Source organism: Halorientalis salina (assembly GCF_005049285.1).
Taxonomy (GTDB): Archaea; Halobacteriota; Halobacteria; order Halobacteriales; family Haloarculaceae; genus Halorientalis; species Halorientalis salina.
In genome coordinates this window covers 14,737-30,244 of record NZ_SOSC01000012.1, presented here as the reverse complement: position 1 = coordinate 30,244, position 15,508 = coordinate 14,737, and the positions used below count along the sequence as shown (strand labels likewise).

General features: G+C 63.4%; 13 protein-coding genes. 12 read left to right on the top strand and 1 reads right to left on the bottom strand.

Going from position 1 to position 15,508, the window contains the following annotated elements; translation table 11 throughout:
• The first annotated feature begins 1 nt into the window (after position 1).
• The 12 genes from E2481_RS16310 (at position 2) to E2481_RS16245 (ending at position 14,574) form a co-directional block, all read left to right on the top strand.
• Positions 2-1,123, top strand: coding sequence for a hypothetical protein (locus E2481_RS16310; RefSeq protein ID WP_136718231.1), 1,122 nt, complete (start codon positions 2-4; stop codon positions 1,121-1,123).
• The gene (locus E2481_RS16305; RefSeq protein WP_306293930.1) at positions 1,107-3,332 is read left to right on the top strand and encodes a VirB4 family type IV secretion system protein; all 2,226 of its coding nucleotides are present in this window, start codon (positions 1,107-1,109) and stop codon (positions 3,330-3,332) included. Before E2481_RS16310 ends, E2481_RS16305 begins: the two co-directional genes overlap by 17 nt.
• Positions 3,325-7,149 (top strand): ATP-binding protein, encoded by a 3,825-nt coding sequence (locus E2481_RS16300; RefSeq protein WP_136718229.1) that lies wholly within the window; start codon positions 3,325-3,327, stop codon positions 7,147-7,149. Before E2481_RS16305 ends, E2481_RS16300 begins: the two co-directional genes overlap by 8 nt.
• The gene (locus E2481_RS16295) at positions 7,146-8,030 is read left to right on the top strand and encodes a DNA primase (RefSeq protein ID WP_136718228.1); all 885 of its coding nucleotides are present in this window, start codon (positions 7,146-7,148) and stop codon (positions 8,028-8,030) included. The genes E2481_RS16300 and E2481_RS16295 overlap by 4 nt, the downstream gene beginning before the upstream one ends.
• Positions 8,027-9,550, top strand: coding sequence for a primase-associated protein (locus E2481_RS16290; protein WP_136718227.1), 1,524 nt, complete (start codon positions 8,027-8,029; stop codon positions 9,548-9,550). The genes E2481_RS16295 and E2481_RS16290 overlap by 4 nt, the downstream gene beginning before the upstream one ends.
• Before the next feature lie 542 nt (positions 9,551-10,092).
• Complete coding sequence (locus E2481_RS16285) at positions 10,093-10,533, top strand: hypothetical protein (protein ID WP_136718226.1); 441 nt, start codon at positions 10,093-10,095, stop codon at positions 10,531-10,533.
• Between the two features lie 182 nt (positions 10,534-10,715).
• Positions 10,716-11,261, top strand: a complete 546-nt coding sequence (locus tag E2481_RS16280) for a hypothetical protein (protein WP_136718225.1) — start codon at positions 10,716-10,718, stop codon at positions 11,259-11,261.
• Between the two features lie 73 nt (positions 11,262-11,334).
• Positions 11,335-11,625: a hypothetical protein gene (locus tag E2481_RS16275; protein ID WP_136718224.1), complete on the top strand. Its 291-nt coding sequence runs from the start codon at positions 11,335-11,337 to the stop codon at positions 11,623-11,625.
• Positions 11,625-11,960: a DUF7558 family protein gene (locus tag E2481_RS16270; protein WP_136718223.1), complete on the top strand. Its 336-nt coding sequence runs from the start codon at positions 11,625-11,627 to the stop codon at positions 11,958-11,960. Before E2481_RS16275 ends, E2481_RS16270 begins: the two co-directional genes overlap by 1 nt.
• Before the next feature lie 49 nt (positions 11,961-12,009).
• Positions 12,010-12,609, top strand: a complete 600-nt coding sequence (locus tag E2481_RS16265; RefSeq protein WP_136718222.1) for a DUF7437 domain-containing protein — start codon at positions 12,010-12,012, stop codon at positions 12,607-12,609.
• Positions 12,606-13,115 (top strand): hypothetical protein, encoded by a 510-nt coding sequence (locus E2481_RS16260; RefSeq protein WP_136718221.1) that lies wholly within the window; start codon positions 12,606-12,608, stop codon positions 13,113-13,115. The genes E2481_RS16265 and E2481_RS16260 overlap by 4 nt, the downstream gene beginning before the upstream one ends.
• Before the next feature lie 592 nt (positions 13,116-13,707).
• Positions 13,708-14,574: a DNA-binding protein gene (locus E2481_RS16245; protein WP_136718220.1), complete on the top strand. Its 867-nt coding sequence runs from the start codon at positions 13,708-13,710 to the stop codon at positions 14,572-14,574.
• 154 nt (positions 14,575-14,728) lie between these two features.
• Here E2481_RS16245 and E2481_RS16240 read toward each other — a convergent pair whose 3' ends face one another.
• On the bottom strand, positions 14,729-15,505 hold the full coding sequence (locus E2481_RS16240; protein ID WP_136718219.1) for a hypothetical protein: 777 nt from the start codon (positions 15,503-15,505) through the stop codon (positions 14,729-14,731).
• Positions 15,506-15,508 lie beyond the last annotated feature (3 nt).

Genomic DNA, 15,508 nt, shown 5'->3' with positions numbered 1-15,508 from the left:
AATGTCCATCGACGAAGACGCAGCCGCACGGCGCATCATGGACCAGTTCGGTGAGGAGAGCCGCATCCCCTACCTCAACATCGAGGAAGGCGACGTCGGTGTCCTCATCGCCTTCCCAATTGTCGGCTTGTTCATCGCCGGCCTCACTGGCATCGAATCACTCGCTCTACCGTTCGTCGCGGGTGGCTTCGGGTTCGGCGTCGCGATCGTCTACGTCTCGCCTGACCACCTCAACGCGTGGACGTGGACGAAAGACGTCTATCGCTACGTCAAGCGCCCACAGATCACGTTCAGCGCGCCGGAGGAAGCCGACAGTAGTACCAATGAGACAGAGCGCAACGAGGGCGGGCTCGCGAACTACACACCGTTCAAGCCCGACGAGCGGACGCAAGACCTCACGAACATCGAACGGGCGTGGCCGGGCGCTGGCGCGATCCAGCGCGCGGACGGCACGATGGAGGCGTTCATCGAGATCGACCCCGGCAACATGGACTTCGCGATGTCCGACGACTGGGCACAGCTCCAGGACGCCGGCGAGGAGTTCGCCAACAAGGAACTGGACTCGAAGCTCAAACTCCACGCGACGACCCGCTCGTTCCCGGTCGAACAGATTACGGAGAACATCGAAGACCGCCTGAACGACGAGGACGTCAAAGAAAACCCGATCTTCCGGGAACTCCTCGAAGAGTATCGGGAGACGCGGCCGAAGGAGATGCGCGAACGGGGCATCCAGCAGGTGCGGTACTACATCGGCGTCGAGGTCACCCCACTGGAAGTCTACGACCGCTTCCGCGACGAGGGGACGCCGGCCGAGAAGCTGACGCAGTTCCCCGTCATCGGGTTCCTGTTCAACCCGTTCGTGACCCGCCGTGAGGACCTCACCGACGTCGAGCGCCGCGCACAGATGTTCGAGAAGCTGGATAGCCGGGTCAACGACGTGCGCTCGGAGTTCATCCAGCAGGCGTCGGGCTGGTCCGCACGCCGGCTCAGCACGGTCGAACTCTTCGTGTTGAATATGGACTTCTGGAACGGCCGCGAACACGAGTACGACGACGCAGAGAGCGTCGTTCGCGAACAACCCATCATCGGCCATTCGCGCCGGGAGGATGACCACGATGCGTAACCTCGTCCTCCAGACGGACAGCGGAGCCGTCGGCCAGCTCACGGAGTGGCTCACGAACCCAACCTCAGCGGAAGGTGCGGCTCTCTACATCCTGCTCGCGGTACTGGTCGGGATCGGCGGGAAACTCCTCTGGGACTGGTACACCGAAGACGACGAGGAAGAGGTCGAGTTCTCGGATTTGCTCGACGAGGAGACCATCGAACAGGGCGCGGCCGAACGCCAACTCCTCGACGACATCGCTGAGTCACACAAGACGGTGACGGCACCGGCGGCGATCGAGTGGGAGACGCGCGCGGCATGGGTCGGCGAGCAGTGGACGACGACGCTGTACATCGCTGACTACCCGGACTACCCCAACGACGGCTACCTCTCCGAGCTCTTCGAGATGACCGACGTGCAGTTCGACCTGACGGCCCACATCACGCCGAAGAACCAGGAGCGGGCCCGGAACGAACTGCAGGACATCGCTGACGACCTCCAGGTGGACGCTGACCTCGAACAGAGCGTCCGGAGTGCCTACCTACAGGAACGTGCCAACGAGGCCGCAGCGACGTACAAGGCCGTCGAAAATGGCGCGAACGTCTTCGACCAGGGGATGTTCATCACGGTACGAGCCGACGAGAAGGAGGAACTCAGGGACGCCGTCCAGAAGGTCAAGAGCGCGCTCCGTGACGACCCGGCGAACCTCACACCAAAGACGGCGATCTGCCGGCAGGACCTCGCCCTCCAGTCCGCCGCACCCATCGGTGACAACGAGTTCGGGCGGACGTCGATTGCGCTCGGCGGCGCCGTCGGCGCGCTGCTGTCCTCGCCGCACAACGCAACGATTCTCGAGGAAGGTGGCGTCGAGTTCGGGATCCACAAGGACAACCAGAGCCCGGTCGTCATCGACCCGTTCGCGAGGGACAACGGCTACGCGATGTTCACCGTCGGCGACACGGGGTCGGGGAAGTCGTTCAGTTCGAAGCAGAACTTCATCCGCTCCATCGAACAGAGCAAGGACCGTATCGGCATCATCCTCGAGCCGTTGAACAACTGGGCAGGGGTCGCCGAAGCGCTCGATGCCAAACGAATCACTGTCGGCGGGACGCTCGGACTGAATCCCTTGGAGATCCGGGAGACGCCCGAGCACGTCCAGCGGGCGATGGGTGAGGACGCCAGCCCGTTCAACGAGAAGCTCGACGACGCGATGAGCTTCCTCACGAACTTCTTCGCGCTCCGTGGCATCTCGCTGGGCGACCGCCGGACGACGCTGGAACTCGGGCTCAAGCGAGCGTACAAGCGCAACGGGGTCACCGACGACATCTCGACGCACGACAACCCGAGCCCCACGATTCGGGATATGATGGACGTCTTCGAGGACATGGTTGACGACCCCGAGGAGTTCGTCGTCCGGTCCGACGAGGAGGCGGGGAAGATCAAGGAGGACGCGACGTGGCTCCTCGATCAGCTTCGTCCCTTCGAGGAGGGAGGTCGGCACGCCAACCTCGGCCAAGAATCGGACTTCGACATCCGGGACGAAAAGGTCATCTACCTCGATCTCGCCCAGCAGGAGGGCAGCGTCGACAGCAGCACGGCACTGACGATGCAGCTGTTGATCTCGCTGGTGTACGAGCGGGCGAAAGTCTCGGAGAAGGAGGTCGTGTTCTACATCGACGAGGCACGCTACATCATGCAGGACGCCGCGAGCCTGGCGTTCCTTGAGACGGTGTTCCGCCACCACCGCCATCACGACCTCTCGATCCGGCTGGTCACGCAGACCGTCGACGAGTTCTTCGAGCACGCCGAGAGCGAGGCCATCCTGGACCAGTGTGCGGTCAAGCAGTTCCACCGCCTCGACGGGATGGACGAGGAGTGGGCCGACGAGTTCGGACTGAACTACGCGCAGATGCGGTTCGTCCAGGACGCCGTGCCGGGCAACGAGGACGCCGGCTTCTCCGAGGCGCTGGTGGGCGTCGACGGTGAGTGGCGCGGCATCCAGGTCAAAGCGATGCCCAAGGAGAAGCAGGTCATCGACTTCGACCCAACCTCCCAAGTTCGGTCCTCATTGCCCGGCGCCGGCGACGACGCCGTCGATACCGAGATGGAGGAGTTCCAAGAAGAGCTCGAGCATCGAGCAACGAACGGAACGAACGAACTGAACGAGGAATCAGACGCCGTCGAAGCTGAGCCAGACGGCGGGTCAACGGAGGGGACCAACGATGGCTGAGTACCTGCGCGTCACGCCGACATCCGAGCGACTTGACCCGGAGAGCATCTCCCGCGTCCTCGACAGCCTCCACAAGCTGACCACGCCCGGCTCGTCGGGCCTCGGGGCGAAGCTGAACCCACTCTACAGTGAGACACCACCCCGATTCGAGTTCTTCGCGATCAGTGATGGCCCGGACGACCCGGTAGAGTTTTTCTACGGGGCCGATTCGCACCTCGATACGCTTGAGAAGCGCCTCCGCTCCATCTATCCGGCCACGTTCGACATCGAGCGCGTCGACGTCGACGTCGCTGCCCGGCTCATTCAGCCAGTCGAGTTCACACCGGAGGAATTCGTCGACCACTACGAGGCCGGGCGGCTGCAGTACGAGTTTGGCCCGGCAGAACAGTACGACATCGTCGACGAAGAATCAGCGGACTCCGAGTCAGCCGAAGCGGACCCCGTTGTCGACGGCGGTACGGCATCCACGAGCGTCCCCGATCATCACGTGACTGTCGGGGACTCAGCCCTCGAACTAGCGCCGCCCGATGCACTTCCAGACAACGAGGAAGAGCGACAGGCCATCGAGAAGCCGACGATGACACCGGCGGGAACGATTCTGGCCCGCCCGGCACAAGACGCTGTCTCGCCGCTCGGTGTCCGGTGGTGTGGCGCCGCGTCGCGGAAGCAGGACTGGATGACCTCGCTGGCACCGTTCACGGCAGAGGAAACGAACGGCGATCTCTCGTCCGTCGACGAACCGGGCGCGGCGCTGGCGTCGCTGATCGACCATCTGATGGAGGCGACAGCGCCGACCGCGTTCCAGGTTGTCTTCCAACGGCGTGCCAGCTGGCAGTCAGACGCAGAGGTGCGGAAAGAGGACCTCGTCGACGGCCGGGATACGTTCTTCCAGGAAGTCGTCGGGTCGTTGCTCGAGGTCGAGGAGCAACGGAGCGACCAGGACGACCGGCAGCTCAGCGAGGCCGTCGAGAAGCGCATCGAGTCCATCGACGCGAAGAACGCCAAACGATCGTTCACGGTCAACATCCGGGCCGTCGGTGTCCCCACCGACGACACCCGCGACGACCTCGATGGTCGGATGGACTCGCTCCTCCCCGTGTTCGACCCGCTGGATGGACCGTTCTACGAGGTCGAGGGGCAACGCCTCCGAGACAGCGGCTTCCGTGAGAAAACGAAGGAGAAGAAGGCACGGGCCGCTCTCCAGCGCCTCCTCAATCGCGAGTTGACGACGGGCCGGGGGAAGACACGCCCCGAGCTGGTCCTCTGTGGGACGGAGCTCGCGAACTTCGTTCTCGTCCCCTCCTCCGAACAGTTGACCGTCGAAGGGACGCGGGGAACGAGAGCCGAACAGCAGAGTCGGAACCCGCTCCCGTGGCCGAATCCGGATCTGATCCAGCAGTTCCAGGACGGGATGGCCATCGGCTACGCACTCGACGAGAACGGCGAGCCACGACCCGACCCGATCCGTATCCCGCCGGACCTGTTGCCGACGCATTACGGCCGGTTCGCGTCGACTGGTGGCGGGAAGTCGAAGGCCATCATCAACGACGCCCTCTCGCTTCGCGAGTCGACGGGTGGCCCCGTCGTCCTCGTCGACCCGAAGGGGGACGGAATGTGTGAGAACTACCTGCGCTGCCACTACGAGCGGTTCGGTGGTCTCGACGACGTCTACCACTTCCGCGTCCCGGAGACCATCCCCGCGTTCTCGTTCTTCGACATCCGTCCCGCGCTCGAAGCGGGCCGCAACCGTGAGGACGCGATTCAAGACAAGGTCGACCACTTCCACGACATCCTTCGGATGATTATGGGTCGCGAGCAGTACGGGCAGGCGTTCGTCGCGAACGAGATTCTGAGCTATCTGATCAAGGCGCTGTTCGACGAGGAGTACGGGAGCGACGTGTTCGGGCTGGACGATCTTTTCGCTGCTGCCCTCCGGATGCAGCGCGACCAGACGATTCCCCCGGTTTCAGCGGACAACCAGAACATCGAGGAATCGCTGACGCGCCACTTCGCGAAGGACAACCACCAGTTCCAGGTGTCGATGGACGCCGTCGGGAATCGCCTCGACAAGCTCAAAGAGGACGCGCATCTCCGGCGAATCTTCAGCCACGTCCCCGAGCAGAACGACGCCGGCGAGTACGTCGACAACCGGTTCGACTTCCGCGAGTTCCTCGATGAAGACGCCACCATCATCTTCGACCTCGGCGACCTGCGGCCGGAGGCCCAGCGAGCGATCACCCTACTACTGTTGAGCAATCTCTGGGACGCCGTCCAGGTGCGCCGGCGCGACGGCCAGACCGACTACGAGAAGCTCACGAACCTCATCATCGAGGAGGCGGCGCCGGTCGCGTCGACGAAGCTCGTCTCCGAGCAGCTACTGCCGCAGGGCCGATCGTTCGGGCTGAGTATAGGGCTCGTGATGCAGTTCCCTGAACAGGTGCGGAACCGGAACGAGCGGGCCTACGATGAGGTGCTGAACAACATCAAGACGAAGCTCATCGGCAACATCTCGATTGAGCGCGACCTCGCGGAGTCGCTTGCCCACGAGGACCTCAGCCCGACCGAACTCCGCAACCGGATCAACACGCTGCCGAGCGGCGAGTGGATCGCACAGCTCCCCAGTCCGTCGTTCGGCGAGACTGGGCCGCCGCCGTTTTCGCTGAAGCCGCTCCCGATTGCGCCGGGCCATCCAGAAAGCGATCAGCCGCTCACAGAGCCCCAGGAAGACCATTTCGAGTCCGTGTCCCGGACACGGATGGTCGAACGGACACAGGCCCAGTACGGGCTGAGAGAGCCGACTGAGTCGAGCACTGCCCCAGAGGAGACTGGCTGGGGGAGTTCGGGGGCTGAGACGACGGGCTCGGCTGCTGACGGCGACTCAGGAACGGACACGACGCAATCCGCGTTCATCAGCGAATCGACGACCGAGGACGCGTCGACGTCGACCCCCCAACCCGAGACGGACAGCGACCCAGATGCGGACGAGTCAAAGATGAGCCCCCTGTTCGGGCAGGCCACCGAGACGGACGAGGAATCAGCTGGTGACCAAACAGCGGAGCCGGAGAATGGGGCAACGCCCGTCCAAGAAAGCAGCGTACCCGTCCCCGATGACGAACTCCGACAACACGGACTCAGCCGTGACGACGTTCGGTTCCTGAATCGGGTCCTCGACGTGATGAACCGAGAGGACGACGAGTACACGCTACTGGACAGGATGAGCCAGCTTCGGGACGAATACGACGACCTCCATGTGGAGCGGCTCACGGAGCAGGACCTCCTGGACGCGGACTCCGCGGCGGGGCGCAAGTACTACACCGTCCTCCCGGACGGTCGAGACCTCCTCGGGAGAGAATTGAAGGCGGGGCCAGGAGCGGGCGATCTCGGCGAGAAAACGCCACACAAGGTTGGCGTCCGGCTCCTCGAGCTCTGGCTCCAGCAGCGGGACGACGTGGTTCGCGTGGAACCGTACTACGAAACCGACGACGGCACCGTACTGGACGTGGCCGGCATCGACGAGGACGGCGATCTCGTCTGGGCCGGCGAAGCAGAGCTCGCGAGTAACAACCGGCACGCCCCGGTCGAGGATTACGACAAACTCAGCGCGGTGGACGCCGACGCGATCTGGGCCTTCAACAATCGCGAGACGGCGCTCGACGTCCTGGATAGCCTTGCCGACGCGGAGCGGATCGACGAGCGGGTCAGCGGGCGGGCGGCACGGTCGTTCGCGACCATCAGAGACGCCGTCGACGACTTCGATGCTGCGGGCCTGACCACCGTTCGGGGCTTCAAAAATCTCGATCAAGAACTCAACCAATGACCTGGCGACAGGCGACCCGCGAGGAGCTTTACGACTACTACGCCGAAGAATTCCCCCGCTATCTGAATGACCTGCCGGAATTCATCACGGCGACCGGCCCGAAACAGTACGCCGTCGCCTTCCGCGAGTCCCACCCGGTGCGCAAAGACGAGGTGCCGGACAAGGACTTCATCCGGCGGGATACGTGGCAGACAGATCCGTCGGGGGACCGAACGACATCCGAGTTCAACGACTTCGAGGACGTCGTCGACTTCATTCGGCATCCAGCCCGCAACGACCCGCTGGGGCGGAGCAAATTCGCACTTGCTGATCCGGAAGTGCTGGAGAAACCGGACCCACGGCCCGACGCCGTCTACTACGCGCTGGATCACTGGGAACGACCGTGGGTCCTCCTCGTCGACATCGACGCGAAAGAGATCGCCCGAGCCCGAGCGGAGGAACTGGTCTCGGCGGCCGTCGATGATCAGGACGACGATGCGCTCCTCGACGCTGCGGGTATCCTCGACGCCGCTCCCGAGGGGTATCCGTACGCCTTCGAAGACATCGACCGCGCCATCGAGTACGGGTTCGAGGTGCGCGACATCTTCGAGGACGATTTCGACGCCGAGGAGACGATGGTCGTGTACAGCGGGCAGGGGGTCCACGTCTACCTGCTGGATACCGACCCGGCGCACCGATACGACGAGCAGAGTCGCGAGGCGTTGAACGACCTCCTCCTCGAGACGTACGACATCCCGATCGACCCCGTCGTGACGGCCGACCGCCGGCGTGTCGCTCGCCTGCCCTACTCGCTGCACGCCGACGTCTGTAGCATCGTTCAACCAATCGAGAGTCCGGCGTTCGACGTTCGGTCGGCGACGCCCGAGGTGATCGACGAATGAGCCCGAGTACGCCTACCGACGACGAGGACATGGCGTATCGAGTTGCAGCACTCCCGCTGGAGTACGGTGAGACCCGCATCAACCAGCTGTTTACGCGTGGCTACAATCGATACGTCGTCGACGGTGAGGACCAACCCGAGGACCTCGTGAACGACGTCGAGCGGTTCGGGACGGCAGCGTTCAAAGAGCAGGTTCGTGCCGATGCTGCCGAGGAGCCGTTCGTCGACGAGCCGGGGACGCTCGCCGTGCTCGCGACGCTGAGTGCGATCTGTGTGAAAGAGCACCCGAAGTTCGAGCACGCGTCGCCCCGGAACATCCAGGTACTCTTCGACATCCGGGAGCTGTACGTCAACAATCTCGCCTCCCTCATCCGCGCCCACGGCGATGGGTCACTCCAGCAGGACATCGCCGACGTACTGTACAGCAAGGAGCCCGGTGAGGATGGCCCACATCCGGGTCGGGTCTGTACGGGCATCACGGAGATGCCGGAGTTCGGGGATGGCCTGTACCTCGAAATCCCGATGGCGGCGGCGTCACGAAAATGCCTTGTTCGGGAGGACGAAGCGGTGGCGGGGAGTGACGACGATGGAGAGATACTGACGCGAGTTAAGGACAACAACCTGTACGTCCCGGTTGGTGATTTCGACAGCAAGTATCGGGACTACGCTGAGCAGGCGTTCAAGAAGCTCCTGCGGGTGCAAGAAGACGGACTCTCCGACGACCAGCTATCGTGGCTGACCACGAACGAGTCGGCGATTACGGAGCGGATCGACCGCTTTCTCGAAACCGGCCATCACGAGCGAATCTGGCGGAACTGGGACCGTGGAGAACGGACGATCCGCGTCCTCCGACGGGCCCTGAGTGACGCCCCCGACGACGTGGCGCAAAAGGGTGAGTTCCACACGGCGAAGGAGCTCTACCGAGCGGTTACGGCGTACGATGCCGAGGATGACTGGGAATCCTCAGTAACAGACTGGATCTCGAGTCCGAGCAGTCTCGCGAAGACGCTGGCCGACCACGAGTCTCACTCGGCCGTCACGATCGACCGCGACGGGCGCGTCAATGCGTACCGAATCGGGCGAGCCGGAACCGGCGCCGAACAGATCGAAGTGCGAGAGATCGAGGACCTCTTCGAACTCCCCTGTATGGCGAATATGGAGGAGCGGCTCCACGAGAAGAAGCCCGTCCGGAAGGACCTCTATAACTTCGCGCGGATGGTGATGTGGCTGCCGCAGTACCAGGACAGCAGCCTCGACGAGATCGTCGCGGACCTCAAGGACGTCTTCTCCCGGTGGCCGTGGTACGACGAGCAGGAGACCGAATACCAGATTCGCTACGAATTCTCGAACACAATCGACGGCGACACGCCGTTACCGATGAACTGCGATAACGACGATCTGCAGCGCTACTGTATCGGCCAGGACCAGTGTCCCTACTCGATCTGGGGGAGTCTCCCATTCCCGGATGAGATGTACGAGCAGGTTGAGGAGGAATCAGCTGGGGCCGCTGAGCAATTCTAAATCATAGTCTCCCCTCAGATTTTCGAGAGTTGTTTTGTAGACCAAAACCAACCCCTTCTGAATCCCCGTCGAGCAATTTTCAGCACCTAACACAGCCAGAATCGAGAGAATCGGAGGTATTCCACGACCCGAAGTGCCGAGACGGAGGACCTCGAGGAACTCAGAATATGTGAAGCAGCGACCCTAACGAATCCAGACACGGCCGATGTCTCCTTCATTAACCCGCCGTCGAGCAATTTCTGAAACTACAGTATTATCACGGAACTCGTCGAGGTACTTTCTACGCCCTCAAATCGGCCCGACGGGACTCTTCTGCAATTTGAGTTCGTTATTTCGGCTTGTATATCGCGGTTTTTGTCCAAAGAAAGGGGCGATATGCAGTGTGCGAAGGCCGCCGGCTCTCTCAGGCCGAGGGGCCATCACGGGGGTAATGGAATCACAGACGTGTCAGGTTTAGTTCATAGGTTGGGCGGGTGCGTTTCGGTGGTGTCTGTCGCCCCCATGAGGGGGTGGAGGGGCGCATCACGTGCCCCCGATAGACGATGGCTTCGGAACAACGCAGGAAGACACGAGCAGCGGATCACGCAGCAAGTACTCCCGACAGTCAGGCGCCGTGGGCGGACCTTGAGATGACGGTCCCGACCGACCGGGATCACGCGTCGGTCGTTGCCCTCGTGGAGTGTGCTCTCGTCGAACTCACGCACGAGACCGTGGGGGCCGTCTTCATCTCCCGGCAGGTCGGGCGGTCGACGCGGACGCAGTACGTCGCGGCCGACGACGTCGGCGATCAGTTCCAGAAGCGGCACTTCGACGACCGGCTGGGCTGGCACGAGACCACCGTCCCTCGACGAACCGTTCGCGACGAGCTCATCACTCAGCTCACGCGGTCGGCCTCGACGTCGGCGCAGCGGTCAGGTGAGAGAGCAGCCAGCGAGCCAGACACCTTCGTCGTGAAGCCAGTTCGAGAGCTCCAGACACCGTAGCGGCTAGACTTAACCAACATTCCGAACCGATACCGACACAGTGTTGGTTAACTCTGGGGCTGGATCCACTCCCTCGCCCCCACCCACCGCCCTGTCCCTCGAGTGAGTGAATCCTGGCGGCCGGTCCGCTCGAACGGCAGTCGCGACGGGTTTTATCGGGGCACTGTTCGTCGAGTGCGAGTATGGTCGTCGTCGAGGAGGTCACCAAACTGAGCGCGCGCCGCACCCAAACCTCGTCCGAGGCGTTTCCGGACGATGCGCTGGCGTCGATTCGGTCGTCCGTCGAGGCCGTCCCAGCAAGCGTCTTCGACGGGTCGACGAAGCACACAGAGGTCGGCGGCTTCGATGCCGCGATCGCCGACAAGCTCTCGCAGTACGAGTACGAAGGGGACGCCGCCGGCGGCTACAACCCGAACTGTAAGCTCTGGGCGCATCAGGGGTTTAACTACAGCGTCGACCTCTACGACGCCGACGACCGCATCGCCATCGAGGTCGAGAAGAGCGAGCGGAAGAACGTCAGCGACGACCTCCTCAAGTTCCAGAAGGGGTACCGCACCCAGAAGGACGGCCGGCCAAAGATCGAGTTCGGCTGTCTGGTGGTGCCGGTGAACTATCTCGGCCGGCATAACCTCTACCAGCACAGCCTGACCAAGCTCGACTTCATGAAGGGCGTCCTGTTCATCGACGACGTCGCGGTCATCGGCTATCGCGACCCGCGACCGGACTGACCTTGTCCGCCCTGGCTGTTTGTCGGCGCCGGGAGGCGTGCAGCGCGCGACAGCGTGCGCTGCGTGACTCACCATGCCGGGTCCCGATCCGCACGACGACACGAGTAGCGACTACGAACGGTTCGAGAAGGAACAGCTCGCCCAGGACCGCGACGCCACCAGCGTCGACACGGCGGACATCGACGACACGACGGCCCAACGCCTGGTCAACGACCTCGTCGACGCGGACATCGTCACTGCGGTTCCCGAGGACCAAGTTCTGGTTCACGAGCCGAGCGGTACCGTGTTCGACTCATCGACACAGTTAGCTGTCTTCTACCGTGGCTGGACGGCCAGCCGCGACGCCGACGCGGAGGGAAAGTGATGCAGCAAACCCTCGTCGGCTGTGCATTCTGCGACGCGCCGCCCGGTACCGAGACTGGCGAGGCCCACACTTGGGGACAGGACGAGCGGGTCACTCACCCGATCTGTGTCGACTGCGCGACTCAGATGGAGCCGGATCCCGACGAGTGCGATCACGTCGCCTGTGACGGCTGTGGGCTGGTCGTCGACACGCTCGCAGCGCTCACGCGGTTCAGGGTCGAACTCGGGCATCTGGAAGGCCCGTTGCAGCTGTGCGCCCGTTGTAGTCCGGGCGGGCTCGCGACGTACTGGACGCGCGCCCTCGAAGAGCATCTCGTCGCGACGCCGGCGGAGTGACCCAAACACTCTTTACCGATTCGCTGTAAACTGTAATCAAGAACGAATCGTGTCACGCACCTCAAACCGCGCGGACGGCGACATCGTCCAGGACTTCCTTTCGGTCGCGGACCTCCTCGAAGGGCCACAGCTGGCCCAGCTGTACGCGTATCTCGCTCGGGAGGGGGAGGCGACCGTCCAGGACGTGATGGACGACCTCGAACTCGCCCAGGGGACGGCCTACAGCTACGTCAACCGGCTCGTCGACGCCGGCGTCGTCGACGTCACCGACGACGAGCAGCCGCGCCGATACGCCGCCCGGGAGATCGACCTGACCGTGACGACGGCTGCTGGCGACCGCGAGTACACCATCACGCCGACGCTGATCGACGCCGTCGGCCGCCGCGAAACGGACGCCGACATCGACACCTACATCGACCGCCACGGCGTCGCCGGCCTCGCAACCGCGCTCACCTACGCCATCGCCCGCGAACGCGGCGAGGTGACCCACCGGCTGATGGCGGAGGACCTCGACATCTCCCCGCTAGCTGCGGAGATGATTCTGCAGGCACTCCGGCCCGTCGTCCACGAGCACTACGACATCGAGGAAGCTGGATCTGGTCTCGATGAGTTAGACATCGACGACGGCGACGACACTAGCGACGCGTGAGCCGGCTCCACATCGCTGACACCGGTCTGTTCGTCGCGATGGGACAGCCGTCGAACAGCCGGTACCAGGCCGTGCGGCGGTTCGCTCGCCGGAACGACGTTACATTCGTCCTGCCTGAACGGGTGTACGAGGAGCTGACCGTCGACGATCCCGATGTCGAGGAAGTGCCGATTGACACCGTGATCGACGAGGACTGGGCGACGGTTGCAGCGTCGCTCGAGTTCTCCGAACCGGTTGTCTCGCGGGTGATGGACGGTATCCAGCGGTACATCGCGAACGCCGACGACCGACCCGCCGACGAGGTCGAACGCGCCGACACTGCCCTCGCCGCCCTCGCTGCCCAACACCTCAGCGCGGGGACGACGACCGATGTGTACATCTACACGACCGACATCGCGGCCGGCGAGGGAGCCGAAACCGTGCTCGCGAGTGAGGGGTACGGTGACTCGGTGACGTTCGTGAACGGGTTCCGGTTCATCGAGGACCTGGTCGCCGGCGACAGCTGACTGAGTGCTAGTCTGATTCGGTGGGAGAGGACCCTCGAAAGCCCTCGGCCGCTCGACGTCCCGAGACCACCGCTGCGCGCCTCGTGACTGCGGTGCTTGCGGGGTCGGGGGACGGCCGAGGCGGCCTCGCCCTTTCTGAGTCCACCAGGACTGTAGATGGCTCACCGAGCGATGCGGCCGGCTGGACAGGTGTGTACGTATCGGCCCGCCCCGCTCGCCGCTGCCGCCCTCCGCGTCGCTCGCGACCGACCATTCCGGGCGTGCGGGCGCTCTCCGCACCGCCCGCGCCCGTTCCGGGCTAAAGTGCATGTGCCCTCGGCGCCAGCGGGTAAGCGCGAGGGGTTGCGCGGCGTGGCTGCTCACCCCCCACGCTTACTCCGCTGGCCGCTCGCTCCGGGCGGGTCGGCGCGCGGTGCTGGTTGGGGCCACCTCATGCAGGCGCGCTCTCGCTCGCGCCCGGTAGGGCGCTCGCGAAGGCGCGAGCGAGAGCGCGCAGATGGTTCTGTCGGTCGTTATCGTCGGAAAACCGCGATGTTGGAGCATCGCGGAGTCGGCGCGTGAGCGCCTTCAGTGGTATCTTGGTGTGATACCAATGTCTAGTAACAACGCTAGCGGAAAGGTCGTTTCGGTCGATGAACAGGCATTCGAGAAAGCGGGCGGTCAGGCGGTCGATGAAGACGGCTTCCCGGTCGTCGACGAGACGCCGGAGTTCGAGGCGGCGGTCGAGCAGGAGACCCAAGCGAAGGTGGATGCGAACCACCCAGACGGGATCGCGGACACGAGCCAGGATCGGATTCACGGTGTCACCCTCGAACAGGAGGAGCGCATTCGGGCGCGGGAAGCCGAACTGGAGCGCATCAGTGCCCAGGCCGAGCTGGGAACGCAGGACGGTCGTGAGCAGCGCACGCGAGAGGTCGTCAGCGAGCAGTGTGGTCGTGACGAGCCGGCGCCGTCGGAGCGCACGGATCCCCGAGAGAAGCTGACGCAAGAGGAACTCGCGGAGGTCAACGAGCAGGCAATGCGGATCAGCGACGAAGTGCAGGGCGGCTGGTCGAGAGCGGTCGTCGCGAAGCAGCTGGCCGAGAAGGTGCAGCGCAGGCGGGACGTCACGAAGGCGGTGCTGGAGACCCTCGAGGAGTTGAAGGCGGCGCCGGGGGCGATCGTGCCCATCGCGGACGTGCCGGACGTCCCGGTCGGTGAGGTGACGGTCGAGGGTGAAATCACGCAACTCTGGGATCCGAGTGATACCTCGATTTCGCAGGTCGGGTTGATCGAGGACGACAGTGGGAAGATCAAGTTCACGATCTGGGAGGCCTCTCGGAAGACGGTCGTGGGCGAAGGTGAGACGGTCCGGTTCCGGGCCGTCAAGAAGAACTGGTACCAGGGGCGGTGCAGCATCGCCATCACGGGCTGGAGCAGGATCGAATTCCCAGAGCGCGGTCGGTGGTGGGAAGAGTAGGCGAGCACGTCGCCCTTCTTTTTTGGTGTGTGCCGGACCGACCCTGACCCCGCCGCCCCACCCTCCGCTCCGTGCTCGCTTCGCTGCGCGCGCAGCCACGACCTAGAGAACTTGATGTTAAATTGACATTATAGGATTCGATTTATGTACAACTCTAATTGCCCAAGTCTATTGAGGCGGTCGGTGTTTCCTCACCCGCGAACGTCTCCAGCAAGTACAGCACGCTGAACCCGAGGTTCTCATGGATCCAGTCCTGATTCGAGTAGATGTCCGTGAAGTCGCCGGTCACGAAGTGGCTGATACCGATTTCCTCCTTCAGGAACACGGCGTCACAGATCAGCGCGATATCCGCACTGTTCTTCATATGGACCGGCCATTCCTTCAACCGCTTCTCAACGTCGGGATACTCGCGGTCTCGCATCGGTTCCAGATAGACACGGGCCTCGATCTGGTCCTTGTGCTTGATCGACCGCTCCATCAAGACGTCCTTCAGCTTCCGAGCAGCTTCCCGAGCTGTCCGCCGAGTGAGCTCGCCCTCCTTCTCGAAGTACCACTCAAAGTACTTCTGGAGCCGAGGCCGCACCTCCTTCTCCTCGGACTCCTTCATGTCGAACCGCTCGACGTACTCGTCCATCACCGTCTCAATATCGAGCTCGTCGTCACTGTAGGTTTGCAGCATCTTCCCGAACTGCCTCAGTTTCAACCGGAGCTTCGCCCGTTTCTCCCCGTACAGGCCTTCGTCCCGGTCTAACCGGATGTCGGCGGAACGCCGACTGTTGTCCTCGGTGCTGGAACAGTACTCGTAGACGGCGTTCTTCCCGGTGTAGATCGTGTTGTCGGTGTCGAACAATCGTTTGGCGTCAGGGTACCACCGGTCCTTGATGAAGGTGAGTCCGAGCAGGCAGTTGGTGTCTACGAAGTACCGGGTCATGGA